General features: G+C 56.7%; 16 protein-coding genes, 1 tRNA gene, 3 pseudogenes and 1 other annotated feature. Of the genes and pseudogenes, 6 read left to right on the top strand and 14 right to left on the bottom strand.

Translation table 11 applies throughout. From position 1 onward, the window contains the following. Position 1 precedes the first annotated feature (1 nt). The 6 genes from FHK95_RS13670 to FHK95_RS13645 all read right to left on the bottom strand — a co-directional run bounded on the left by FHK95_RS13670 (position 2) and on the right by FHK95_RS13645 (position 6611). A complete protein-coding gene (locus tag FHK95_RS13670) occupies positions 2–1261 on the bottom strand; it encodes an IS256 family transposase (protein ID WP_150305242.1) in 1260 nt (419 codons plus the stop codon). 226 nt (positions 1262–1487) lie between these two features. Then, entirely contained in the window at positions 1488–2366 is an 879-nt protein-coding gene (locus FHK95_RS13665; protein WP_150305189.1) for an enoyl-CoA hydratase/isomerase family protein, read from the bottom strand. Positions 2367–2444: 78 nt separating this feature from the next. Beyond that, positions 2445–3668: an acyl-CoA dehydrogenase family protein gene (locus tag FHK95_RS13660; protein ID WP_150305188.1), complete on the bottom strand. Its 1224-nt coding sequence runs from the start codon at positions 3666–3668 to the stop codon at positions 2445–2447. Between the two features lie 32 nt (positions 3669–3700). After that, positions 3701–4744 carry an alcohol dehydrogenase catalytic domain-containing protein gene (locus FHK95_RS13655; RefSeq protein WP_150305187.1) on the bottom strand — a complete coding sequence of 348 codons (1044 nt, stop codon included), beginning with the start codon at positions 4742–4744 and terminating at the stop codon, positions 3701–3703. Positions 4745–4803: 59 nt separating this feature from the next. Continuing rightward, positions 4804–5856, bottom strand: a complete 1053-nt coding sequence (locus FHK95_RS13650) for a phosphotransferase family protein (RefSeq protein WP_235906784.1) — start codon at positions 5854–5856, stop codon at positions 4804–4806. A gap of 14 nt (positions 5857–5870) precedes the next feature. Then, entirely contained in the window at positions 5871–6611 is a 741-nt protein-coding gene (locus tag FHK95_RS13645) for an SDR family NAD(P)-dependent oxidoreductase (protein WP_150305186.1), read from the bottom strand. A gap of 335 nt (positions 6612–6946) precedes the next feature. Between FHK95_RS13645 and FHK95_RS13640 the strand changes: the two genes are divergently transcribed. Continuing rightward, positions 6947–9700, top strand: coding sequence for a LuxR C-terminal-related transcriptional regulator (locus FHK95_RS13640; RefSeq protein WP_178114792.1), 2754 nt, complete (start codon positions 6947–6949; stop codon positions 9698–9700). A gap of 121 nt (positions 9701–9821) precedes the next feature. Here the strand turns inward: FHK95_RS13640 and FHK95_RS13635 are convergent, their stop codons facing one another. Together FHK95_RS13635 and FHK95_RS13630 are read right to left on the bottom strand one after the other, a co-directional pair. Beyond that, positions 9822–10694: an SDR family NAD(P)-dependent oxidoreductase gene (locus FHK95_RS13635; RefSeq protein ID WP_206668577.1), complete on the bottom strand. Its 873-nt coding sequence runs from the start codon at positions 10692–10694 to the stop codon at positions 9822–9824. 116 nt (positions 10695–10810) lie between these two features. Then, entirely contained in the window at positions 10811–11953 is a 1143-nt protein-coding gene (locus FHK95_RS13630; protein ID WP_150305184.1) for a CaiB/BaiF CoA transferase family protein, read from the bottom strand. 238 nt (positions 11954–12191) lie between these two features. Here FHK95_RS13630 and FHK95_RS13625 point away from each other — a divergent pair, with 238 nt between their 5' ends. From FHK95_RS13625 to FHK95_RS13610, 4 genes and pseudogenes are all read left to right on the top strand, one after another. After that, positions 12192–12941, top strand: a complete 750-nt coding sequence (locus tag FHK95_RS13625; RefSeq protein ID WP_150305183.1) for an electron transfer flavoprotein subunit beta/FixA family protein — start codon at positions 12192–12194, stop codon at positions 12939–12941. A 1-nt stretch (position 12942) separates the two neighbouring features. Then, entirely contained in the window at positions 12943–13884 is a 942-nt protein-coding gene (locus FHK95_RS13620) for an electron transfer flavoprotein subunit alpha/FixB family protein (RefSeq protein ID WP_150305182.1), read from the top strand. A 130-nt stretch (positions 13885–14014) separates the two neighbouring features. Continuing rightward, complete coding sequence (locus FHK95_RS13615) at positions 14015–15793, top strand: acyl-CoA dehydrogenase C-terminal domain-containing protein (protein WP_150305181.1); 1779 nt, start codon at positions 14015–14017, stop codon at positions 15791–15793. Positions 15794–15945: 152 nt separating this feature from the next. Continuing rightward, positions 15946–16931: pseudogene (locus FHK95_RS13610) on the top strand (IS3 family transposase); the annotation flags it as partial. Between the two features lie 6 nt (positions 16932–16937). Here the strand turns inward: FHK95_RS13610 and FHK95_RS13605 are convergent. The 6 genes and pseudogenes from FHK95_RS13605 to rpsU form a co-directional block, all read right to left on the bottom strand. After that, positions 16938–17794, bottom strand: a pseudogene (locus FHK95_RS13605) (IS3 family transposase); the annotation flags it as partial. Beyond that, positions 17451–17567, bottom strand: a sequence feature (AL1L pseudoknot). It overlaps the preceding pseudogene by 117 nt. A gap of 144 nt (positions 17795–17938) precedes the next feature. Continuing rightward, positions 17939–18244, bottom strand: a pseudogene (locus FHK95_RS13600) (integrase); the annotation flags it as partial. Positions 18245–18597: 353 nt separating this feature from the next. Then, positions 18598–18674 (bottom strand) — tRNA-Ile (locus FHK95_RS13595). A 133-nt stretch (positions 18675–18807) separates the two neighbouring features. Then, positions 18808–20661: an RNA polymerase sigma factor RpoD gene (gene rpoD / locus FHK95_RS13590; protein WP_150305180.1), complete on the bottom strand. Its 1854-nt coding sequence runs from the start codon at positions 20659–20661 to the stop codon at positions 18808–18810. A gap of 86 nt (positions 20662–20747) precedes the next feature. Then, entirely contained in the window at positions 20748–22604 is a 1857-nt protein-coding gene (gene dnaG / locus FHK95_RS13585) for a DNA primase (RefSeq protein ID WP_150305179.1), read from the bottom strand. A 222-nt stretch (positions 22605–22826) separates the two neighbouring features. Further along, entirely contained in the window at positions 22827–23042 is a 216-nt protein-coding gene (gene rpsU / locus FHK95_RS13580; RefSeq protein ID WP_150305178.1) for a 30S ribosomal protein S21, read from the bottom strand. A gap of 289 nt (positions 23043–23331) precedes the next feature. Between rpsU and FHK95_RS13575 the strand changes: the two genes are divergently transcribed. Continuing rightward, positions 23332–24288 carry a DegV family protein gene (locus tag FHK95_RS13575; RefSeq protein ID WP_150305177.1) on the top strand — a complete coding sequence of 319 codons (957 nt, stop codon included), beginning with the start codon at positions 23332–23334 and terminating at the stop codon, positions 24286–24288. Positions 24289–24362 lie beyond the last annotated feature (74 nt).

The following is a 24362-nucleotide window of genomic DNA, read 5'->3' as shown; positions in this document are numbered from 1 at the left end:
ATCACCAGGTTGGCCTGATGAAACGGTCTTCATATAAAATCGCAAATTGATTCATCGCATTCTTCCAGTCGTGTGCCGCATGCCCCCAGTTCGCCGTGATGTTGCGTAGTCCCAGCCAGATCAGCTTGGTCGCAGCCTCATCATTAGGGAAGTGCCCGCGCGTTTTGATGATCTTGCGCAACTGCGCATTGATGCTTTCGATGGCATTGGTGGTGTAGATCACCTTGCGGATCGCTTGGGGAAACACGAAGAACGGTATCACGCGGTCCCAGGCCCTACGCCAGGCCGCAACGATGGTCGGATACTGCTTGCCCCACGGCCCGGCTTCAAATTCGTCCAGAGCCCGCTCGGCAGCCTCTGCATTCAAGGCCTGGTAAATAGGCTTGAGCGCCTTGACCAGCGCTCTGCGCTTGTCCCAGGGGGCATAGTCCAGACTGTTGCGTATCAGGTGGACGATGCAGGTCTGCAGTGTCGTTTCAGGGTACACAGCGCTCAGCGCCTCGGGCATACCCTTCAAGCCGTCCGTGACTGCAATCAATATATCCTCAACGCCTCGGTTGCGCAGATCGTTGAACACCTTCAGCCAGAACTTGGCCCCTTCGGTGTTCTCGATCCAGATACCCAGAATGTCGCGAGTACCGTCCGGTAAGACGCCCAAGGCCAGATAGATCGCCTTGTTACGCACCATGCCCTCGTCACGGATCTTTACCCGCAAGGCATCGAAGAAGATCACCGGATACATCGGTTCCAAAGGCCGCTGTTGCCATGAACCAACTTCCTCCATCACGGCATCGGTGACTGAGCTGATGAAATCATGGGAAACGTCTGTGCCGTATTGCTCAAGCAAAAAGGCGCGGATATCACGCACCGTCATGCCTCGGGCGTACATGGCAATGATCTTGTCGTCGAAGCCGGTAAAGCGTCGCGCATGCTTGGGGACCAGGATCGGCGCGAAGCTGCCATCACGATCCCTCGGGATATCGAGACCGAGTGGGCCATCGTCAGTCAGTACGGTCTTGCTGCTTGTGCCGTTACGCTGGTTTTTGGCGCCCTCTGGACGTTCGGCACCCGGAGGATAGCCAAGATGGTGGCCCAGCTCGGCTCCCAGGGCGCGCTCGACCAGCGCTTTCTTGAAAGCCATAGAGGCATCCTGAATGGCCTCAGCGGTCATTGGGCCTTTGACGAACTGATCGATCAGCTCTTTCGGAATGGATGTCAGGTCCTGCTTGGCCTCGGCGGCCGATTTCTTTTTGCTTGGCATCATGCACCTCTAAACGCATGTTATGCCCAAACACAAAATTTATGACAGTCCCGGTCGCCACCAACAGGCAACTGAAGGCCAGCAACAGCCATGCCCTGTGAATCTTTTTTTTCATCATCATGGGAAAGCCTCTATTTATTATTGTGACTGCTCTTGATTGAAAGCCGGGCCTGGGACTCAAGCAACTTGCCATGAATACGGTCCGGTGGTAACCAGCAGTTGCTGCTCAGGGTATATGGTCCTTATTTTTCGTCTCCGACTCGGTAGCCAGAGCCTCTGCGACCTTGATGAGCAATGCCCCCATGCACGCCTCGCCATCGCGGGTATGCGCACCCAGTTCCATGAATTTGCGCAGCAGTCTTTTTGTCGCGGGATCGCGTACCGCGTGCGCAGCGAGCAACTGTTCTTCCAGCAATCCCTGCCGCCATGGGAGATCGATGTTGCCCACCGACTCCTTTGCCAGCGCCACCGCGTGGGGCGGCCATTTCGCGATACGAAACGCCAAGGTATCGACGAAGCTGTTCATTTCCTCAACGGTGTCGAAGATGCGGTTGAGATACCCCCATCGCTCTGCCGTCTCGGCATCGAGATCGTCACCGCCGAGGATGACTTCGAGCGCTCGCCCACGGCCCATGAGCCGAGGCAGATTCTGCGATCCCGACGCACCAGGTAGTAGGCCAAGCGGCACCTCCATCTGGTTGAGCAGGGTTTTGCCGCGCACACCAAATCGCATATCACAGGATGAAGCCAATTCGCTGCCGCCACCGCCGGCGCGGCCGGCAATTTTCACCAGACTGGGTTTCGGGTTGTCTCTGAGCACTGCACACATGGCCTGCAGCGGGCTTAATTCCCTGGACCGTTTGGGCAGCCCCTCGATCGACTTCTGGATGACGACGAGGGTATCGAAATGCACGACGAAAAACTCCGGGTCCAGGCTCTGCAGCACCAGGACACGAACGCTGTCGTCCGTAGCGATCTTTCGACCTAGTTCGGTCAGATCGGACATCACCTGCAGCGTCATCACGTTGCAAGGCGGATTGTCGAGCGTGGCGAACAAGACGCCGCGCTCGAGCGTACCGGTTATCGTGTCGAAGCGGTAAGTCACCAGAATCCCCAGAAGAACCCATATGCCAGCATGGGCTCAAGCATGTTTACGGGTGTACGAGACACGACGTGAGCTGTTCTATGCGTCGTCGTAGCGCGCCAGCTCCAGTTTGGCGATGGCGTTGCGATGTACTTCGTCCGGGCCATCGGTAAAACGGATGGCTCGCTGCAGACCGTACATTTCGGCCAGTGGTGTGTCATCGCAAAGGCCGGTAGCGCCGTACATCTGGATGGCCCAGTCGACGATCCGGCTGGAGACGTTGGGCGCCAGTACCTTGATCATGGCGATTTCGCCGCGCGCCTGCTTGTTGCCGACGGTGTCCATCAGGTAGGCGGTCTTGAGCACTAGCAGGCGGGCCTGTTCGATCATGATGCGCGCCTCGGCGATACGTTCGCGCCAGACGCCCTGCTCGGATAGCGGGCGACCGAACGCCACGCGGCTCTTGGCGCGCCGCACCAGGAGTTCCAGGGCACGCTCGGCGACGCCGATGCAGCGCATGCAGTGATGGATGCGCCCTGGCCCCAGGCGGCCCTGGGCGATCTCGAAGCCACGGCCTTCGCCGAGGAGCAGATTGCCGACCGGCACCCTGACGTTGACCAGTTCGACGGCCATGTGACCCGAGGGAGCGTGGTCGAACCCGAGTACCCGCAGCGGCCGCACCACGGTGACGCCGGGGGCGTCGGCGGGAACCAGGATCATCGATTGCTGCAGATGGCGGGCGGCGGTCGGGTCGGTCTTGCCCATGATGATGAATATCTTCGTGCGTGGATCGCCGGCGCCGGAAATCCAGGATTTGCTGCCGTTGATGACATAGTGGTCGCCATCACGCTCGATCCGGGTTTGCACGTTGGTGGCATCCGAGCTGGCCACATTCGGTTCGGTCATGACGAAGCTGGAACGGATTTCACCGCGCAGCAGCGGATCGAGCCAGGCGTCCTTCTGAGCCTCGGTGCCGTAGAGTTCCAGGGTTTCCATATTGCCGGTATCCGGTGCTGAACAATTGAATACCTCGGGTGCCCAGTGCACTTTCCCCATGATTTCGCAAAGCGGGGCATAGTCCAGATTGGACAGACCTTCCGGCGCCCGCGCGGAATGCGGCAGGAACAGGTTCCACAGGCCCTCGGCTTTTGCCTTGGCCTTGAGTTCCTCGATGATATCGGTCGCCAGCCAGGCGTTGCCGGCCTGACGGTTGGCTTCCACTTCTTCGCTAAAGCGATGCTCGTTGGGGTAGATGTGCTCGTCGAAAAAGCGCAGTAGCCGTTGTTGGAGTTCTTTTGACTTGGGGCTGAAATCGAAATTCATGGTGATTCTCTCGTGGTGATGACAGGTCTGGGTTATGGCGTCATGAGCATCTTCAGCGCGCCATCGGTGCGCGCGTCGAACATTCGGTAGGCTTCCGCGCCCTGGCTCAAGGGCAGGGAGTGGCTGACGAAACGCTCGGGGTGCAGCCGCCCTTGCTGAATGAACCGGATCAGTGATTCCCAATGCTCCTGTACCGAGCACACGCCGGCGCGGAAAGTGAGGTTGCGGATCAGCAACTCGCGGATGGGGAAGTCCTTGCTGGTCGCGGTGCCCGCGCCGACCACCGAAACGGTGCCCTGCCTGGCGACCAGTGCGATGGCCAGCTGTATGGTGGCGTCAAGGCCGACGGCTTCCACCGCGCAGTGCGCCATACGCCCGTCGGTGGCGTCGTGGACTTCGGCGAGTGCGGTGGCGGGCTCCAGTGGAGTGGCTCCCAGGCTTGCTGCGATCTGGCGACGTTCCGGTACCAGGTCAATCGCAAAGACCTGGCTGGCGCCGAGTACGAAGGCGCTTTCCACGGCCATCAGGCCGATCGGGCCGAGCCCGACGATCACCACCGTGTCACCAGGCCGGATGCCGGCGTTGATGCATCCGAACCAGGCGGTGGGGAGGTTGTCGGTCAGCATGATGGCCTGCTCGACGCTGATGCCCTCCGGGATCAGGCGGGCATTGACGTCGGCGGCCGGCACGCGAATGGCTTCGGCCTGGCAACCGGCCAGCCCGCGACCGATGCCATAGATGCGCATGGGGGCGTTGGTGCATGCCAGGACATTGCCTATCAGACAGTTCCGGCAGGTGCCGCAGCCTACCGAGGCGGAGAGCATTACCCGGTCACCGGATCTGAAGCGACGCACCGCCTTGCCGACTTCCATGACTTCGCCGACGGCTTCGTGGCCAACGCTGAAACAGGGGGTTTCGGTTCCGGAAAAGGGCTGGCCGTGGTAGATGTGCAGATCGCTGCCGCATATTCCGCATGCTTCCATGCGCAGCACGATATCGCTATCGTCTTCCAGCCTGGCGTCCGCCACCGACTCATAGTGGATGGTGCGTGGACCTCGGTAACAGAGTGCTTTCATCGATCAATTCTCCTCATTACAGGTCGGGCGAACGCCGGTGGAAGCGGAGCAGCGCGCGCTTAGCGTCTTTCCATCCAATCCTGGGCGCGTTCGAACAGGCGGAGTGTGGCGGCATGCAGCGACAGGCCCACATCCATCGGCGCCTTGCCGGCGCAGCCACGGGCATAGCTGCCTTCCAGCAATATGCCGAGCTTGTAGCAGGCCAGTACCGTGTACCAGCGCAGGTCCGATAGATCCCGCTGGCTGGTTTGCGCATAGCGGTCAATCAGTTCATCGGTGCGGACAAAATGCTCCCAGGGAGACGCTTCGAGTTTGGGTACGATGCCGGCGCCGTCCTCGTCGGGCCAAGTGGCGATCAGCCAGCCAAGATCGATCAGCGGGTCGCCTATGGTGGTCAGCTCCCAGTCGACTATCGCCGCCAGTTCCGGCCGTTCGTGCTGGAACATGACGTTGGCCAAGTGATAGTCGCCGTGCACGATACCCGGCTGGAAACGGGCCGGTTTGCTGGCTTCCAGCCAGGCTCCTACCGAGTCGATACCCGGAATGCTTGCTGGTCCGGGCCAGCCTGGATAATCACGATAGCCTTCGAGTTGGGACAACCAACGGCCCACTTGGCGTTCCAGATATCCGTCGATCTTGCCGAAATCGGCAAGGCCTGCTGCCAGGTAGTCAACATTGCCGAGTTCGGCGATGGCTTCCGCCATGGCCAGGCCGATCCGCTGGCGGTAACCGGAGTGCTCGACGAAGAGCGCAGGCAGCGGCCCGGTGGGGGTGAAACCCTCCACCGGCTCCATCAGGTAGAAGCCGGCGCCGAGTACCGCTCTGTCGTCGCAACTGGCGATCAGGCGCGCATGGGGTACTTGGGTATCAGCCAGGGCGCCCAGCACTCTGGCTTCACGCTGCATCGTCGCGGTGCCGTCCATGCGTGGATGCTGCGGTGGGCGGCGCAGCACGAATAGTCGTTCGCCGCGCCGGAAGCGCAGCAACAGGTTCTGGGTTCCGCCGGTCAGGGGCCTAGCATCTTCGATTGGCCCCTGTTCCAGGCCGCGGCTGTCCATCCAGGTGGCAAGCCGATCAACATCCACCAGTTGTCGCCAGGTGTCGCTCATCATCTCGTTCTCCCGAATTAGCGCAAGGTCAGACCGCCGTCGACCGGAATGGTCTGGCCGATCACATACGAGGCAAGGGGGGAGGCCAGGAACAAGGCGACTCCGGCGACTTCCTCGGTCCTGCCAAGGCGGCCCAGGGGGATTTGTGCGCACATCGCCTCGACCCGTTTCGGGTGGTCGGTAGTGGCCTTGGTCATCTTGGTGGGCACCATGCCGGGGGCGATGCCATTGACTCGGATGCTGTCCGCTGCCCAGGCATCGGCGAGGTTGCGGGTCAGGCCCATGGCTCCGGTCTTGGAGGCCCCGTAGGCCGGGTTGCCGCGGGTGGAGTGGAAGGCGGAGGAGGAGCTGATGACGATAACCGAACCGGCACTGGCCTTAAGCATGTGATGAAAGCGTGCGCAACAGTCCATCAGGCTGTTCAAGTTGACTTCGATCACCTTGCGGAAATTGTTGGGTTGAAACTCGGCCCGATCATAGAGAACGATACCTTGGCTGAGTACCAATACGTCGAGGCTATCAAAGGCTGGCAAGCAATTCTCGATCGCTTGGGAATCAGACAAATCAACTTGTTCATACTGTAAACCGGCGAGATTCGAATCGGGAGAATCAGCATAGGCATCAGCATCGGCACGTGTGCCCCAGACATGGACACTTGCGCCCTTGGCTAGAAAAGCCTGGGCAATAGCATTACCGATGCCGCTTGATCCCCCCACTACCAGCACTGTCTTGCCGGAAAAATTGAGTTCCTGAGTCATCTGCTAATCTTCCAAATTGCGTCGGTCTGTTAGTCATGACTAAAAGGCGGGTCGCCAGAGAGTCATGCCGCCTGTTTGCTTCTCACTGCCTAGTTTGGACAGAATGGAGAGGGTGGGCATCGTCGTATTAGACAGTTTCATTTGACGGTGTATATGGGACTATCCATAAGAAAGCAGCAGTCGTCATCGCCATGACGGATCTTGTGCATCCTGTGTGATTTTTGACATGCTGGTTTTGCTTGGTCCGTCAATTCAATCGTCCCGCATCCGGCTTGTCGCATCCGGGTACCTTGATGGGATCGACGACTAGTCAAATAACAAAAGGGAGAAACTGTATGCAGAATAACCCAGCGATTGATTCGGTCGGATTGCAGCTAGAATTGTCCAACTATGTCCGGCGAGCCAAGTTAGCTGCGCCATCGTTGGCCTCCCGAAATGTTACACGCAGTGACATCCCAGAATTGGCGAGGCGGGCTGCCGATGCCAAATTGGTTCTATTCAGGGCGCCTGCGGGTTTCGGCAAGACTACAGCAATGCGCCAGTATCTTGATTATCTTCAGGCCGAGGGCAGGCGTGTCGTCTGGTTGACGCTGGACTATCGAGACGATGACTTCCGTCGATTCCTGGCTTATCTCATCGATGCTTTCGATCTGATATTGAGACCGGCGGAGTGCGATGCTGAGCGCTATGTTGCACCTGTGGTAACACAGGGAATCGATCAGCTGGCGCTGAAATTGGTGGATCGCGTGGCTGATTGTGAACATCCATTCACGCTTTTTATTGACGAATTCGAGTCGGTTTCCAATCATTCCATTGATGACCTGCTGAGAGTGATCATCAATCACTTGCCAGCAGGAGGACAGTTGGCGATTGCCTCCCGCGAGACACCCAACTTGCAGCTTGGCCGCCTACGTGCCCAGGGCCAATTGGTCGAGGTGGACCAAATGTGGTTGCGCTTCTCCCGGGCGGAGGCTGAGTTTTTCTTTCGTACTCAAAGAGGATTGAAACTTTCCGAGGCGGGTATCTCCAAAGTCTACGGGGATACCGAAGGCTGGCCAGCGGCTCTCTGGTTGGTCTCTATGGCGCTGGAAGTTCGGGAAGATCCGGAAGCTTTTATTTCTACATTTTCATCTTCCAGCTCAATCATGACCGAATACCTCATCGAGGCTTTTCTCTCGAGCCAGCCGGAAGATATACAGAGTTTCCTCCTCAAGAGCAGCATCCTGAGCGAACTGAGCAGATCCCTGTGCGACGCTGTATGCGGCCGCAATGACAGCGATAGGGTGTTAGCGCGACTGGAACACTCCAACGTCTGCGTCACAACCTTGGACGGGGGCGAGCGGAACCTTTATCGTTATCATGGTCTTTTTGCTGCCTTCTTACGAGACCAGCTTCAACGTCAGTACCCTCAGGAGATTGCCAATCTTCATTTGAACGCGGCCAAATGGTATGAGGCGGAAGGACGGCCGATTCCGGCAATCGAACACGCGCTTGCCTCGGGCATGACCGATTATGCTTTGTCTCTGATTGCTTCCCGTAGCGATAGTCTGCTTTTTGACGGTCGTTTCCGACTGCTGGCGCGTTGGCTTGATGCTCTACCCGATGAGTCGCTTCGACTCAAACCCCGATTGCGGCTTGCCCGCATATGGGCGCTGACCTTTACTCGGCGCGGCACTGAGGCACTGCGACGTCTGGAGGAATTGGATAATGATAAGGGGGCGCTGGCGAATGATGAAATATCTACTGAAGTTGACGCCTTGAGACCATATATTCTCGCGATTCTTGATCGCCATGAGGAGGGCTTTTGGCTAGCGGAGGAGGTCCTCCACACCATTCCTAAGCGGGAGAGCTTTTGCTATGCGGTTCTCTCTACTACGCTGGCTACTTGGCGAGTAGCCGCTAACCGCTACTCCGACGCGATAGAATTACTCACTCATGCGAGTTTAGGAGGGGGAGGCCAGAACGCGACTTTCCCGACCGTTTATACGATGTGTCTGCAAGGCCTTGTAAGCCTAGCGCAGGGACGTGTGAGAGAAGCCATTGCACATTTTCGTGTGGCTCTTGGCGAGGCAGAAGTTGCTTTTGGCAGTCGTAGCGTTGGACGTTCTATCGCAGCGGTATATCTTGCCGAGGCTCTGTACGATACTGATGAGCTAGAAGAGGCGGAGCAGTTGCTGGCGCTCTATCTGCCAATTGTCAAAGAATATGCTTTACCAGATCAATTGATTATCAGTCATGTTATCTACGCACGCATAGCTCACAATCGTGGCGACCTCGATCATTGCTATCATAGTTTGAGCGAACTGGAATACTTTGGTCGGCAGAACAACCTGCCGCGTGTGATTGCGTCTGCTCACTTGGAAAGAGCCAGAATGGCCTTGTTGAGAGGAGACCTTATAGAGGCAAAGAATCAGTGTGAGCGAGCCGAGGATCCGGCTGCATGGACTAGTCTGCGAGGGATGGTGATGCCGGCCAACGACCTGGAAACTACAGAAATTTGTCGCTTCCGTCTGTTTGTGTATGGCTATGGAGAGGTGAGTATTGTTGATTCGATCAAAGCTGAAATCCGAACAGCTCAAAACCACTCTCGCAACCGGCGGGTCTTAAAGCTCAAAATTCTATTGGCTAAGGCATTACATATGTCTGGGCAGTTGAGGATGGCCATGCGGATGATTCAGGAATGTGCCGAAACGGCTTGCAACGAAGGACTGAGCCGTACTTTCCTGGAAGAAGGTCCCCCAATTTTCGAGCTGATACGTGAGCTGCGTTTGGCGATGCAGATAGAAGGCAAAGAACAAGGTGATGAGCTGACTCTGTTCATTGATCATATTTTGTTACGTGGAGGATACAATCTCGATCTAGACGACGGGGAGGGTCGGATATTGGACGCTTCGATTTCTCTGTCTGAGCGGGAAGCGAATATCCTTGAGTTTGTATCCTTTGGTTTGTCAAATAATAGCATTGCTGAAAAGCTCTTCGTGACCGAGAGCACGGTCCGATCACACCTTCGTAAGATAAATAACAAGCTCGGCGCCAACAACCGTACCCAAGCAGTGAATATGGCCAGACGTCTGGGGTTGATTCGCTGAGGGTTCCCACTTTCAGTTGATGGTTAGCCCAGGGTAGTTTGAATGTCGGTCTGTGCTATGCATGAGAGAAAGCGCCGCCTACCGATAAGGTCAAGCGGCGTTTAAGGAGGCGCATCCGGCTCTAATTCTGCCCAACATTACCGGCGCTAAAGCTTTGGTCTTCATTATAAATACCGCCAAAGGGAAATAGACCTGGCCCCCACGCTAGTAAGCCTCCGTCGATAAGCAAGGTAGTTCCCGTACAGAAGCGCGACTCATCACTCGCCAGAAACAGGGCTGCATTGGCTATGTCTTCGGGGAGGCCGATCTCCGGCCATGGCATGCGGCCTTTCATGAAAGCATGCATTTCCTGTTCACTTTTCGCACCGCGAATCAGTGGAGTATAGATGCCGCCAGGCGCAATATTGTTGACCCGGATGCGGGCAGAGGCGAGTTCTACAGCCGCACTTTGGGTCAGGTTGACAACGCCTGCTTTCGCCGCCGAATAGGCTGCTGGTCCACTGCCGGCATTGAGCCCCGCAGTGGACGAGGTATTGATGATTGAGCCGCCGAAGCCTTGCTGTTTCATTGCCTTGCCACCATGCTTGATGCCAAGGAAAACAGAACGCAACAACAATGCGTTGGTTTGATCCCAATCCTCGATCGAGGTATCGGTGATTGGGCTCATAGCACCGCCGGCACCGGCATTGTTGAAGAGGCAGTCGAGACGGCCAAACTTATTCAGGGCCAGGGTGATCACCGCTTCGATATCTTCTTCGCGGGAGACATCCGTACGCAGGAAATTGATCGACGCTGCATGTCCCTTTTCGGCAGCTAACGCCAGGGTCGATTCGGCAGTGTCAGTATTAAGATCAGCGATTATCACTTTGGCGCCCTGAGCAAGGAAGGCTAGCGCCGAAGCGCGGCCTATGCCGCTAGCGCCGCCAGTGATTATTGCCACCTTGCCCGCGAGACGCCCCTGTATTCTTGCCGCTGCATTTGTATCATTGTTCATATTATATTCCTCCAATGTAATTCAACTTTCCCGTTGCGCGGGTTATTGACGGGTCATAAGGGGCGGCATATAGCAAAGCGTGATTTGGTCAACCTATTCTTGCGGCCGCTCCGACATCAGATGATGTCTGCGGCAGAAAAATCCGCCACCTCGGCTTCTGAGAACCCTGCTTCGAACAGAACTTCACTAGTGTGTTGCCCGACGCTTTCCGGTAAACGACCGGCGCTGCCGGGGGTGCGGCTGAATCTTGGTGCTGGTGCAGGCTGAGGTATGCCATCGATGTTGATGAAAGTATTGCGGGCTTGGTGATGTGGATGTTCCAAAGCCTGATCGAAGTCCAGGACGGGTGCAAAGCAGGCATCCGTTCCTTCCAGCAGAGCACGCCATTCTTCTTGGCTGCGAAGAAGAAATGCTTTGCGAAGCTTCTCTTGAAGTCGAGGCCATGCCGGTTTGTTCCATTGATCGGTAAACGCTGGATCATCCAGGCCACACAGATCGAGAAGAAGGCGATAGAATTGTGGTTCGATGGAGCCGATGGCGATATGGCGACCGTCAGAGCATTCATAACAGCCATAGAAGGGCGCCCCGCCGTCCAACAGATTATCGGCCCGCTGCTCGCTCCACTGCTTCTTGGCGCGCATGCCGTAATACATGCTTGCAAGGCTGGCGGTACCGTCCGAGATGGCAGCATCAATCACTTGACCCAAGCCTGAACTCTTGGCTTCAAGCAGGGCGCAAACGATGCCGAATGCGAGCATCATACCGCCGCCACCCATGTCTCCGACCAGGTGCAACGGGGGCGTCGGTGGGCGGTCGGCATATCCCATGGCGCCAAGGACGCCGCTGATGGCGATGTAGTTGATGTCATGCCCGGCGCTTTGGGCCAGAGGGCCATGTTGGCCCCATCCCGTCATGCGGCCGTAAACGAGGCGCGGGTTGCGAGCCAGACATAGGTCTGGGCCCAGCCCGAGGCGTTCCATGACACCGGGCCGGAACCCCTCGATGAGCACATCGGCAGTATCTATCAGGCGTAGTGCCAAATCGGCGGCGCCCTCTTTTTTTATGTCCAATGCGATTGATCGGCGCCCTCTGTCGGTGACGGTTCTCTTCATTTTGTCGAATTCGCTTTGCGCGGTAGTGGGTTTGCGTTCGATACAGATAACCTCAGCACCCATATCCGCCAGCATCATCCCGCAAAAGGGCCCGGGGCCGAGTCCGGCCATTTCTATCACGCGAATTCCGTGGAGGGGTCCAGCCATATGTTTTAGCCCTGAATAGTAGTAAGTGTTACTTCATATATAGGCTTGCGCCCCTGTCACGGCATCGGCGGATACGACGATTTTTTGAGATTCTGTGGCGCAGTGAGGGATTGATGCATGAATGATTTGTCGGTTCCGACGATGAGACTACCGGGCGCGCTGGTTACCTTATTACAGACAAGCCCAGCGGTACCGGTTCATAGCGCGCCAGGGCAGATTACAGTTTCTGGAGTGGAGTATGAAAATTCTTGTACCAGTAAAGCGGGTGATTGATCCTAATGTAAAAGTGCGGCTAAAAAACGATGGTTCCGGAGTTGATCTGGATAACGTCAAGATGAGTATCAATCCGTTTGACGAAATCGCTGTTGAAGAGGCGGTACGCCTTAAGGAGGCTGGTGAAGCAAGTGAAGTGATCGCAGTTTCCTGCGGTGGTCATGTTTGCCAGGAGACCCTGCGGTCCGCACTGGCACTGGGGGCCGATCGCGCCATACAGGTGGAAACCGATTGCGATCTGCAGCCACTTGCCGTTGCCAAGCTGCTTAAAGCCGTTGTGATCAGCGAGTCAGCTTCATTGGTGATCTGTGGCAAGCAGGCCATTGATGACGATGCAGGTCAGGTCGGTCAAATGCTTGCAGCGCTGTTGGGCTGGCCGCAGGCGACCTTTGCTTCCAACGTCGCCATTTCCGAAGGGCTCGCTAAGGTCATGCGGGAAATAGATGATGGTGTCGAGACCCTGGAGATGCGACTTCCAGCGCTTATTACTACAGACCTCCGGCTTAATGAACCTCGTTATGCCAGTTTGCCGAATATCATGAAGGCTAAGAAAAAGCCGCTGGAAGTGGTGGCGGCGGCTGATCTGGGAGTAGATATTTCGCCACGCCTCACCGTGCTCAAAGTAACGGAGCCTGCCACACGCAAGGCAGGCATCTTGGTCGAGGACGTGACTCAACTACTCGATAAACTGAAGAACGAAGCTAAGGTGATTTGACATGACCATTCTGGTAATCGCTGAGCATGACAATGCCTCCCTCAAGGCCTCTACCTTCAACACTGTCGCGGCGGCCATCAATCTTGGTAGTGATATTCATGTGCTGGTAGCCGGGAGCGACTGTGCGTCGGTCGCGACGGCTGCTGCAAGGCTTGACGGCGTACAAAAAGTACTGATAGCAGACGCTCCCCACCATGAGGCGCAGCTCGCCGAGAATCTGACGGCGCTGGTCGTGTCCATCGCATCCGATTATAGTCACATCCTGGCGCCCGCTAGCTCCCTCGGCAAGAGCGCGTTGCCGCGGGTAGCGGCCTTGCTGGATGTTGCCCCTATTTCTGAAATCGTTGGCATCGAATCGCCTGATACTTTTATCCGGCCAACCTATGCGGGTAATGTGCTGGTTACCGTCCGATCGGCTGATGTCTTGAAGGTCATTACAGTCCGCGCTACCGCTTTTAATGCTGTGGATACCTCGGGCTCCGCTGCGATTGAAGCCATATCCGCAGGCACTGATGTGGGGCTATCAAGTCTAATCGGGCGGGAGTTAAACAAGTCCGAACGGCCCGAGCTCGGCGGTGCGAAGGTGGTGGTTTCCGGTGGGCGGGGCCTGGGCAGCAGTGAAGATTATCAGCGTCTGCTTGAACCTTTGGCCGATCAGCTCGGTGCCGCGCTGGGCGCCAGTCGGGCGGCGGTGGATGCGGGCTACGCGCCCAACGATTGCCAAGTAGGCCAGACTGGCAAGATAGTCGCGCCACAGCTCTACATCGCTATCGGGGTCTCCGGGGCCATCCAACATCTGGCTGGAATGAAGGACTCAAAAGTCATCGTGGCGATCAACAAAGATTCCGAGGCGCCGATTTTCCAAGTCGCCGATTACGGTTTGGTAGCTGACCTGTTCGACGCAGTTCCTATGTTGACCGACGCGCTTCATAGCGGCAACTGAGCTCCACTGCATACCCCCATTTCCGTTTGGGTGGCTTTCGGCCCACTGACATGTGCTTTGGGCCTTTTTTTATTCACGCTAGATGTCAAGCACGGGTAACTTGAATATCTTCTTTGCGAGGTTTTTCTTTATGGTTGACTACCAAGCACCGTTGCGCGATATGCGCTTTGTACTGAATGAGGTATTTTCTGTGCCACGACTTTGGCAGACTCTGCAGTTGCTCTCAGATACTGTGGATGAGCAAACTGCTGAAGCAATCTTGGAGGAAGCGGCCAAGATAACCGGGAATTGCATCGCCCCACTGAATCGAATGAGCGACGAGGAAGGTTGCCGCTGGAACGATGGGATGGTATTGACGCCAGTCGGCTTTCGTAAGGCATATCAGACCTATGCCGAAGGCGGCTGGGTTGGTGTCGGGGGAGATCCGGCATATGGCGGCCTGGGTATGCCAAAGGCTATTTCTGCCCAGGTAGAGGAGATGATGCATGCCTCCAGCCTATCGTTCGGTCTGTACCCGATGTTAACAGCGGGTGCTTGCCTGGCAATCAATACCCATGCCAGCGAAGAACTGAAGCAGAAGTATCTACCAAATATGTATGCAGGTACTTGGGCCGGCTCCATGTGCCTAACCGAGGCGCATGCAGGCTCCGACTTGGGCACCATCCGTAGTAGGGCCGAGCCCCAAGTTGACGGCAGCTACGAGATCAGCGGCACCAAGATCTTTATCACCGGTGGTGAGCACGATCTTACCGAGAACATCATTCATCTGGTGCTGGCCAAGCTGCCTAATGCTCCGGCTGGCTCCAAGGGTATCTCGCTATTTCTGGTGCCCAAGTTTCTGGTGAATGCGGACGGTTCCTTGGGTGAGCGGAATACGGTGAGCTGTGGTTCGATTGAAGACAAAATGGGGATCAAAGCCTCAGCAACCTGCGTGATGCACTTCGACGGAGCCACTGGGTGGTTGGTCGGTGAAGCAAACAAGGGGTTGGCAGCGATGTTCACCATGATGAACTACGAGCGTTTGGGGGTCGGTATACAGGGCCTGGCAGCTGGGGAGCGTTCCTACCAAAATGCTGTTGCGTATGCTCGGGAGCGTCTGCAGGGGCGAGCTCCGGGCAACCTGGTGGCAAAGGATGAGATAGCCGATCCAATCATCGTTCACCCCGACGTGCGACGTATGCTTTTAACCATGAAAGCGTTGAACGAGGGCGGTCGGGCCTTCTCCAGCTATGTAGCTATACAATTGGATGCCGCAAAGTTCAGTGAGGACCCCGTCGTAAGCAAGCGTGCCGAGGAACTGGTAGCCATACTTACGCCAGTAGCCAAGGCTTTTCTGACTGATATGGGTCTGGAAACCACGATTCATGGTCAGCAGGTGTTGGGCGGCCATGGTTTTATCCGCGAATGGGGTCAGGAACAGCTTGTACGCGATGTGCGAATCACCCAGATCTACGAAGGTACCAATGGCATCCAGGCCTTGGACTTGGTCGCTCGCAAGGTAATCGGCAGCGACGGCGCTTTCTACCAGCACTTTGCAGAGGAGATAATAATGTTTATTGACTCTAGTGGTAGCTCGTTGAGTGAGTTTACCGTACCTCTGAAAGAAGCCATCGCTAACTTGGAGAACTTAACCGCCGATCTGTTGGAGCGGGCCAAGGCTGACGCAAACGAAATCGGTGCAGCCTCGGTCGAGTATTTGCATGTATTTGGCTACACCGCCTATGCTTATATGTGGGCGTTGATGGCTAAAGCCTCCCTCGGTAAAGAGTCGCAGGACGAGTTCTATGCCAGCAAACTGGGCACCGCACGCTTCTACTTTGCACGCTTGTTGCCGCGTATTTATTCACTGAGTGCATCGGTCAAGGCTGGCAGTGAAACTCTCTACCTGTTGAATGCCGAGCAGTTCTAGACTGCATGCAATGGAAAACATTGCCCGCTAGAACTGCGCAAGCATCAATCTACTGAGCTTGGTATGTGGGCGCAGATTTAATTGCTGGAAGCGCAACTTTTCACAAGGACCAGACCGAGCTGTTGCACGGTTTGGCCTTGGTGTAAGCATTGGCAGGCAACCCGCGAGATGAAGAACTTGCCCGCCTCAAGCGCGAGCTGGCCCGAGTGACGAAGGAACGTGATTTTTTAAAAGACGCGGCAGCGTACTTTGCCAGGGAATCATCGAACGGTACTCGGTGATCCAGCGCTGCCGCAACGAGTACCCAGTCCGACTGATGTGCCGTTGTTTGAAGGTGTCTGCCAGTGGCTATTACGACTGGCAAGATCGTGAGCCAAGCCCACGCGCTCAGGATAATGCGCGCCTGATAAAGCGTATTCGTGAGATCCATGAGGATAGCCGCGGTGCAATAGGTGCGCCTCGCATGCACGAGGATCTCCTATTCGAAGGTGAAACCGCCAGCCTGAACCGTGTTGCTCGCTTGATGGCCGCAGAGCAAATTCAAGGTTGGCCGCGCAGGAAGAGACGTGGCTTTGGCCGAGTAACGTCTGGCCGCCCAGCAGGTGTGGAAAATCTACTGGAACGCGACTTCAATGCCTTGGAGCCGGAGCGCAAATGGGTCACGGATATCACGGAGATAGCCACGCTGGAGGGCAAGCTCTTCCTGTGTGTAGTGCTGGATCTGTACAGCAAGCTAGTGATTGGCTGGTCGATGCATCATCGCCAAGATAGGCAGATGGTCATCCGGGCAGTGGAGATGGCGATTTGGCAGCGTCAGGGTAACTGGTCGGTCATTTTACATTCTGACAGGGGAAGCCAATTTACCAGCGTCGACTATCAGCGCTTTCTGAGCCGAAACACGCTGGTTTGCAGCATGAGTGCCGTTGGCCATTGTGGCGATAACGCGGCTTGTGAGGGCTTCTTCGGCCAACTCAAGCGCGAGCGTGTTGCTCATCAATCGTACCGGACACTTGATGAAGCGCGAGCGGATCTGTTCGACTATATTGAGCGGTTTCATAACCCACGAATGCGTCGTAGAGTTGCTCAGCAAGATCTGAAGTTTTCGGCTCTTTTAAAACCGTCCGTGTTAGCGGGGTAGAACCCGGTGTATCAGGCCGTCCATACGGCTCGGCTGTCGAGCGTGCAGCGCTTGCTCCAGGGCATCCAGAACGAAGTCTGTTCGCATGCTGTTGCTCACCCGCCAGCCAACGATACGCCGGGCAAATACATCGACCACGAAGGCGACGTAGAGCCAGCCTTGCCACGTTGAAACATAAGTAAAGTCGGACACCCATAGCTGATTGGGTCGATCCGCATGGAACTGGCGTTGGACCCTATCCAGCGGACAAATCGCGTTCTCATTCGGGATGGTGGTGCGGATCACATGACCGCGACGAACGCCCTGCAGGCCCAGTTGACGCATCAGCCGCTGTACCGTGCAGCGAGCAATATCAATGCTCTCACGCTTGAGTTGCTTCCAGACTTTCACGACGCCATAGCACTGCATGTTGTCATCCCAGACTCGCTGGATTTTATCGCTCAACAGCTCGTCCTGTTTGGCACGAGCGCTTCGCAGTTCGGGTTGACGGGCTTTGGCTGCATGCACGTAATAACCGGACGGAGCGATCTGGATTACCCGACAGATCGACTCGACTCCGTAGCGGTCACGGTACTCGTCAACGAAGGCGTTCAGGGTTTGTTGCGGCGGTCGAGCTCCGCCTGGGCAAAATACGCACTGGCCAGGCGCAGAATCTCGTTCGCTTTGCGCAGTTCCCGGTTCTCGCGTTCCAGAGCCTTGATGCGTTCTCGTTCCTCGGTCGTCTGGCCGGGGCGGTGGCCAATATCAGTCTGGTGTTTGCGTATCCAGCCATGCAGCGTCTGGGGGACACAGCCAATCTTGGGCGCAATGGATTCGATGGCTGCCCATTCGGAGGGGTAGTCCTTCAGGTTCTCCAGAACCATGCGCACAGCACGTTCACGGACTTCAGGGGAATAGCTGAATCGCCCCTTGTTTTGTAGTCACAACCTAATCTCTCCACGGCCGCAACCAACGGCTTATTTTTAGCCGAATTGCGACGGCCTAGCTTCAGCGGTCGCTATTCAGGGTCAGACCTCGTTCTGCTCCGCCATTTCTAAACCGTCATCGACCTCAATTCCCAGGTATCTGACGGTGCTTTCAAGCTTGCTATGGCCGAGAAGAAGCTGGATCGCCCTTAGGTTCTTCGTCCTAGAAGCTTTGGTGCGACACACCGTGTGAGTGCCATACAGGCCCGGATCAAGCCCAATGGCAGCGACCCATACTTTGACGATCCGTGCGTACTGTCTGGTAAAAAGATGATCTGAGCTATGCAACCGGCTAGAAAATAAGAAGTTCTCGCTGTGTAGGTTTGCCTGCTGTATCCAGACCGCCAGCCGCCACCCTGGCTTGCTCAGTGGTTGCCGCCAGCACAGCGTGCGGAAGCTAAACGGATCAAGGCGCTGGCCATCTTCCAAGCGTATATGACTCTGCACTGGGATCTTTAGTTGACCACTACATGTCGAGGCGGAACAGCCGGGCGTAGGCGGCAACTGTCTGCAGGCTGGCTTTGCGTCTGGGTGGCCGTGAGAGCATAGGCTTCGGATGATCGGGCAGCTTGGCGGCATGGCTCTGCGGAAGCCTGAGCATGCAGCGGGTGCTGGCCAGAAGAAGTATTTATTCTTACCAAAGTTTGGCCAAAACGGACAGACTATGGTTCAAAGAACAGAACTTGAGGTACAGAAGAGAATGGTGGGCCCAGTAGGACTTGAACCTACGACCAATCGATTATGAGTCGACTGCTCTGACCAACTGAGCTATAGGCCCACTGATAGTGCAACGGCCGGGGAATTATACGGATTGATGTGGCGGGTGGCTATAGCTTGGCGTTACGACAGTTAAATAGCTGTTCCACAACGGAAAACGCCCGGCGAGCCGGGCGTTTCGTTAGTGCAGCTGCTTACTCGTCGAGGAAGCTGCGCAGGTGGTCGCTGCGCGTCGGATGACGCAGCTTGCGCAGGGCCTTGGCTTCGATCTGCCGGATCCGCTCGCGGGTGACGTCGAACTGCTTACCGACCTCTTCCAGCGTGTGGTCGGTATTCATGTCGATGCCGAAGCGCATGCGCAGAACCTTGGCTTCCCGTGCAGTCAGTCCGGAGAGGACGTCGCGGGTCGCTTCCTTCAGGCTTTCGACCGTCGCCGAGTCAATCGGTGATTCCATGGCGCCGTCTTCGATGAAGTCGCCCAGATGGGAGTCTTCATCGTCGCCGATCGGTGTTTCCATGGAGATCGGCTCTTTGGCGATCTTCAGTACCTTGCGGATCTTGTCCTCAGGCATTTCCATCCGTTCGCCCAGTTCTTCAGGGGTGGGTTCGCGACCCATTTCCTGAAGCATCTGCCGCGAGATGCGGTTCAGCTTGTTGATGGTTTCGATCATGTGCACCGGAATACGGATGGTGCGCGCCTGGTCTGCGATAGACCGGGTGATCGCCTGACGGATCCACCAAGTGGCATAGGTCGAGAACTTGTAACCGCGACGGTATTCAAACTTGTCCACCGCCTTCATCAGGCCGATGTTGCCTTCCTGAATAAGATCGAGGAACTGCAGGCCGCGGTTGGTATATTTCTTGGCGATCGAGATAACCAGACGCAGGTTGGCCTCGACCATTTCCTTCTTGGCGCGACGCGCACGGGCTTCACCGATCGACATGCGACGGTTGATGTCCTTGACCTCGGACAGCGTGAGCTCGACCTCTTGTTCCATGGCAGCAAGTTTCTTCTGCGCACGGATGACTTCCGGCTTGACCGCTTCAAGTGCCTCGGCATAGCGCGGTTTATCGGCCAGCAGGCTATCAACCCACTGCTCATTGGTCTCGTTGCCGGGAAAGCCTCGCAGGAAATCAGCGCGGGGCATGCGGGCATCACGCACGCAGAGCTGCATGATGGCGCGTTCCTGGGCGCGGATCTGATCCTGAGTGCTACGTACGCGTCTAACCAGTGCTTCGTACTGCTTAGGCACCAGTTTGATCGGCATGAACAGCGTGGCGAGCGTTTCCAGTTCGTCGGTGACTTCCTGGCTACCGCGGCCATGCTTCTTCAGCGCTTTCTTGACCTTGGCCAGTTGATCGCCGATGGCGGTGAAGCGTAGACGCGCTACTTCCGGATCCGGACCGCCATCGCCTTCCTCTTCAGCCGTATCGTCGTCTGCTTCTTCTTCTTCGTCGTCGGACTTCTCGTCTGCCTTAGGTTTGGCAGCCGGCGCAGGGGCTACTGCGGCGCCGGTCGCGGACATGCCGTCGTCGTCCGGATCGATGTAGCCATTGAAGATCTCGGTCAGACGCCCGCCTTCCTCAACTACGCGATGGTAGTCGGCAAGAATGCCGTCGACGGTGCCGGGGAACATCGAAATGGCAGACATGACTTCACGAATGCCTTCCTCGATGCGTTTGGCAATTTCGATCTCGCCTTCACGAGTCAGCAGTTCCACCGTACCCATTTCGCGCATGTACATGCGCACCGGGTCAGTGGTGCGGCCGATATCGCTTTCGACAGCGGCCAGCGCGGCGGCGGCCTCTTCGGCGGCGGATTCGTCGGCGTCGTTATCTGCCAGGAGCAGGGCATCGGCATCGGGTGCGGCCTCGTAAACCGTGATCCCCATGTCGTTGATCATGCGAATGATGTCTTCGACCTGCTCCGGATCGGCGATCTCTTCCGGGAGGTGGTCGTTGACTTCCGCATAGGTCAAATAGCCCTGCTCGCGACCGCGGGCGATGAGCTCTTTGAGACGGGATTGCTGTTGCGCTTTTCCGGACATAACAACCCTTGGATGCCTTGGTGTGCAAAAAAGTAAGCTGCGGATTATACCTTTATTTTAGTCTTGAACGCCACTTGGCCGCCGTGTTACTTGGCGGAAGTCGACGTTTTACGACTATTTAAAAGGTCTCGTAGCTGCTGTTTTTCCTCGGGAGTGAGCGGCGAAATCGCCGATTTGTCGAGGAGCTTCTGAATCTGGCGATCGGTCTGCCGTGCCAGCAAGTTATTAATGGTGTCAAAATACTGTTGTTCAAGGTTGGCGCTGGGAATATTTAATAACCATTCCTTTTCTGCGAGCTGGTTCAGCTGGTCTCCCAGTGCTGTTCCGTGCCAGCGCGCCAACAATTGAATTGTAGTCAGCGCTGGATTCTTTTGCAGAGCATCCACCAGCGCCACAAGCAAAAGCGCTTCATCTTCATCCTCATTTGCGAACTGACTGGCCCGATCGACCAGGCCGGCAAGGTGCGGATGATGCAGCAGCGTCCTTGCTGCGTTTAGTAGCGGATTCTCCACACCACTGGACTTGGGTGCAGGTGCCGAGCGCTTGCGATAGCTGCCGCGTGGTGATAAATCGGGTATCGGCTGATCGGCCCACGAGCTTGAGGGGGCTGAGTCGAATCGCTGATTCTCGGCGACCGGCGGTGCTGGCGGCAGTGCCTCCAGATCCATGCCGGTGCGTGCTTCCAGCGATTGTTTCAGCAGGCGTCGGAGCAGCGTTCCCGGCACCTGCTCGATCAGCGGCAAAGCCAGGCTGGCGAGGTGTGCCTTGCCTTCAAGGCTGTCCGGATTGGCCTGTTCGGCGAGATGACGAAACAGATAATCGGTCAGTGTCACAGACTGCTGCGCCATGCGCGCGCGGAAGCCGTCCTGGCCTTCGTTGCGCACCAGACTATCGGGATCCTGGCCCTCCGGAAGAAACATGAAGCGCACGTGACGCCCGTCTTCCAGTGCTGGCAGGCAGCAGGTCAGGGCGCGCCAGGCGGCCTGACGCCCGGCATTGTCACCATCAAAGCAGAACACCACGCTGTTCACGATGCGAAACAGACGCTTGAGATGTTCCTCGCTGGTGGCGGTTCCCAGGGTTGCGACGGCGTTGGAAATGCCGTGCTGCGCCAGGGCGATCACGTCCATGTAGCCTTCGACCACCAGGATGTCGTCGAGCTGGCGGTTCTGCCGACGGGCCTCGTACAGACCGTAGAGTTCGCGGCCTTTGTGAAACACCGGCGTTTCAGGTGAATTCAGATACTTCGGTTTGTCGTCGCCCAGTACGCGGCCGCCAAAGCCGATGACCCGTCCACGGCTGTCGCGGATGGGAAAGGTAATGCGGTCTCGGAAGCGGTCATAGCGTTTGCCGCTGTCGGCATTCTCTACGACCAGGCCGGCCTCGATCAGCGCTTTCTGCTCGGTGGTGTCGGTCGCCAGATGCCCCATCAGGTTGTCCCAGCCGGGCGGGGCGAAACCGATGTCATACAGCTTGGCAATCTGGCCCGACAGACCGCGCTGCTTCAGATAGGTCACTGCGCGCTGGCGCTGCGGATGCTTGCGCAGCTGCTGCCGGTAATAGGCTGCCGCCTGTTCCAGCAAAGCGTAAAGCGGGCTGTCCTGGCGCGGGGCGCGGGGCTCTTGCGAGCGACCGTTGCGCTCCTCGCGAGGTACTTCGACGCCGAGGTTGCCTGCTAGCTCTTCAACCGCCTGGGGAAACTCCAGGCGCTCGAAGTCCATGATAAAGCTGACTGCATTACCGCCGGCCCCGCAACCGAAACAGTAGTAAAACTGTTTGTCCGGACTGACGCTGAACGACGGCGACTTCTCATCGTGGAAGGGGCAGAGCGCAGAATAGTTCTTGCCGGTTTTCTTCAGTTTCAGGCGTGAGCCGACCACCTCGACGATATCGGATCGTCCAAGCAAATCATCGATGAATCCTTGTGGGATCAATCCGGCCATTCAAGCTTGCCCTGCGAGATACTGAGCGGCTGCGCTCCGGTCAACGTGATCGCGAACCGGGGAAGAAACACTATAACAGGGAACGCAAAAATCCAGCCAACTCCAGAATCCTGGATGGCCGGACATGCGTGCTCAGCTTCTAATGTTGCCTGTTGAATGCCTCACCAGAAGGCGTACATTCGCAGGGCCCAGGATCAGGCCCGACAGGTCAAACGGCTAAACTCAGTACAGTCGCTCGTGACGGCGGTGCTCACGTTGCAACTTCTTGGCGTGACGCTTAACGGCCGCTGCGGCTTTGCGCTTGCGTTCGGTAGTAGGCTTCTCATAAAACTCGCGGCGGCGGACTTCGGCCAGCACACCAGCTTTTTCGCAGGAGCGCTTGAAACGACGCAGGGCCACGTCGAAGGGTTCGTTCTCTTTTACTTTGACGGCAGGCATTTCGTACCTTTCTAAGAAACTGTGCTGTGAGTGTACATTACAACGCTGCTGGCAGATGCCTTTAGCGAATGCATTTCAAGGGGACCGGATGTTACCGCCTTCATAATGGAAAAGCAAAGGGTGATTGGCTTGTTTCCAACGGTGCGGCAATGAGGATCTGTGCTGATCGCTGTGTAGTGGCGAGAAGCCTTGAATTATATCGGTATACGGCATAAGAATGAGACGGCCGCTGCATAGGGAAGAAAGTCGGCGGATCAAGCGCGCTTATCGCAAACAATGGAGTGTTCCCATGCGTGTAGGTTTGATTGTCGATTCTGCCTGTGAGTTGCCCTATTCCTTTATCAAGGAAAACAACATCTTCATCCTGCCTGTGACGGTCAAGGTCGATGGTCATACCTTCGTCGATGATCACGATCCAGAGACAACACGCCGCTTCTACGACAGTGGTTCTATGCAGTTAGGCCATCAGGCCACGACCGAAGCCTATACGGTCGATCAGATCTATAACCTGTTCATGGACAAGATCGTCAACCAGTACGATTTTGCATTCCTTGAGACCATCGCCGAAGACCGCAGCGACATCTACCGGAACGCGATTGCGGCGATGCACCGGATCATCGCGAGCTACCGGCCCCATCGTCAGGCGGCTGGGCTGAGCGGCAAGTTCTCGATGCGCGTGGTGAACAGCAAGACCTTCTTTTCGGGGCAGGGCCTGCTTGCTGCGCACACTGTCCATCTGATCAATCAGGGGATCGGCAAGAACGAGTTGCGTGAGGAGGTCGGTAATTTCACCCAGCACATTTATGGCTGCGCAATCCCGCGTGATCTGGAATACATTCGGCGGCGCGGCAGGGAGCGCGGTGACAGGAGCGTTTCTGCGCTGCAGGCCTTCCTGGCCAAGCATCTTAAGATCACCCCCTTGCTCTGGGGCGCGGGTTCGGGTGAGGGCGGTGGACCGGTTTTTCGCGGTCGCAGCTTCGAAGCGGCGGTCGAGCGCATGATCGACTATGCCTGTGCACGCATACGGCGCGGACTGTTGTCGCCTTTCGTGGTGTTCAGCGCCGGCATGGAGGAGCACGAAATCTATCAGTTGCCGGGCTTCGATCGGCTGGTTCAGACCTGCAAAGAGCATGACGTCACGCTGTTGGCGTCGCCCGCCAATGTCACCAGTAATATCTATGTGGGTCCTGGTGGCGCCGGGCTGGCGTTGGCTGCAGAGCCGCATCGCTTCGCGGATATGCGCTGAGCCAGTCAGCGCGGTTGGGCTGGAAAGGCTGGCCGGAGACGGGCGTGAAGATTATCATGCGCGCCTGATTCTCC

Source organism: Pseudomonas saliphila, from assembly GCF_008638345.1.
Classification (GTDB): Bacteria; Pseudomonadota; Gammaproteobacteria; order Pseudomonadales; family Pseudomonadaceae; genus Halopseudomonas; species Halopseudomonas saliphila.
The sequence above is the reverse complement of the archived record's forward strand: the minus strand, read 5'-3'. Positions and strand labels throughout refer to the sequence as shown.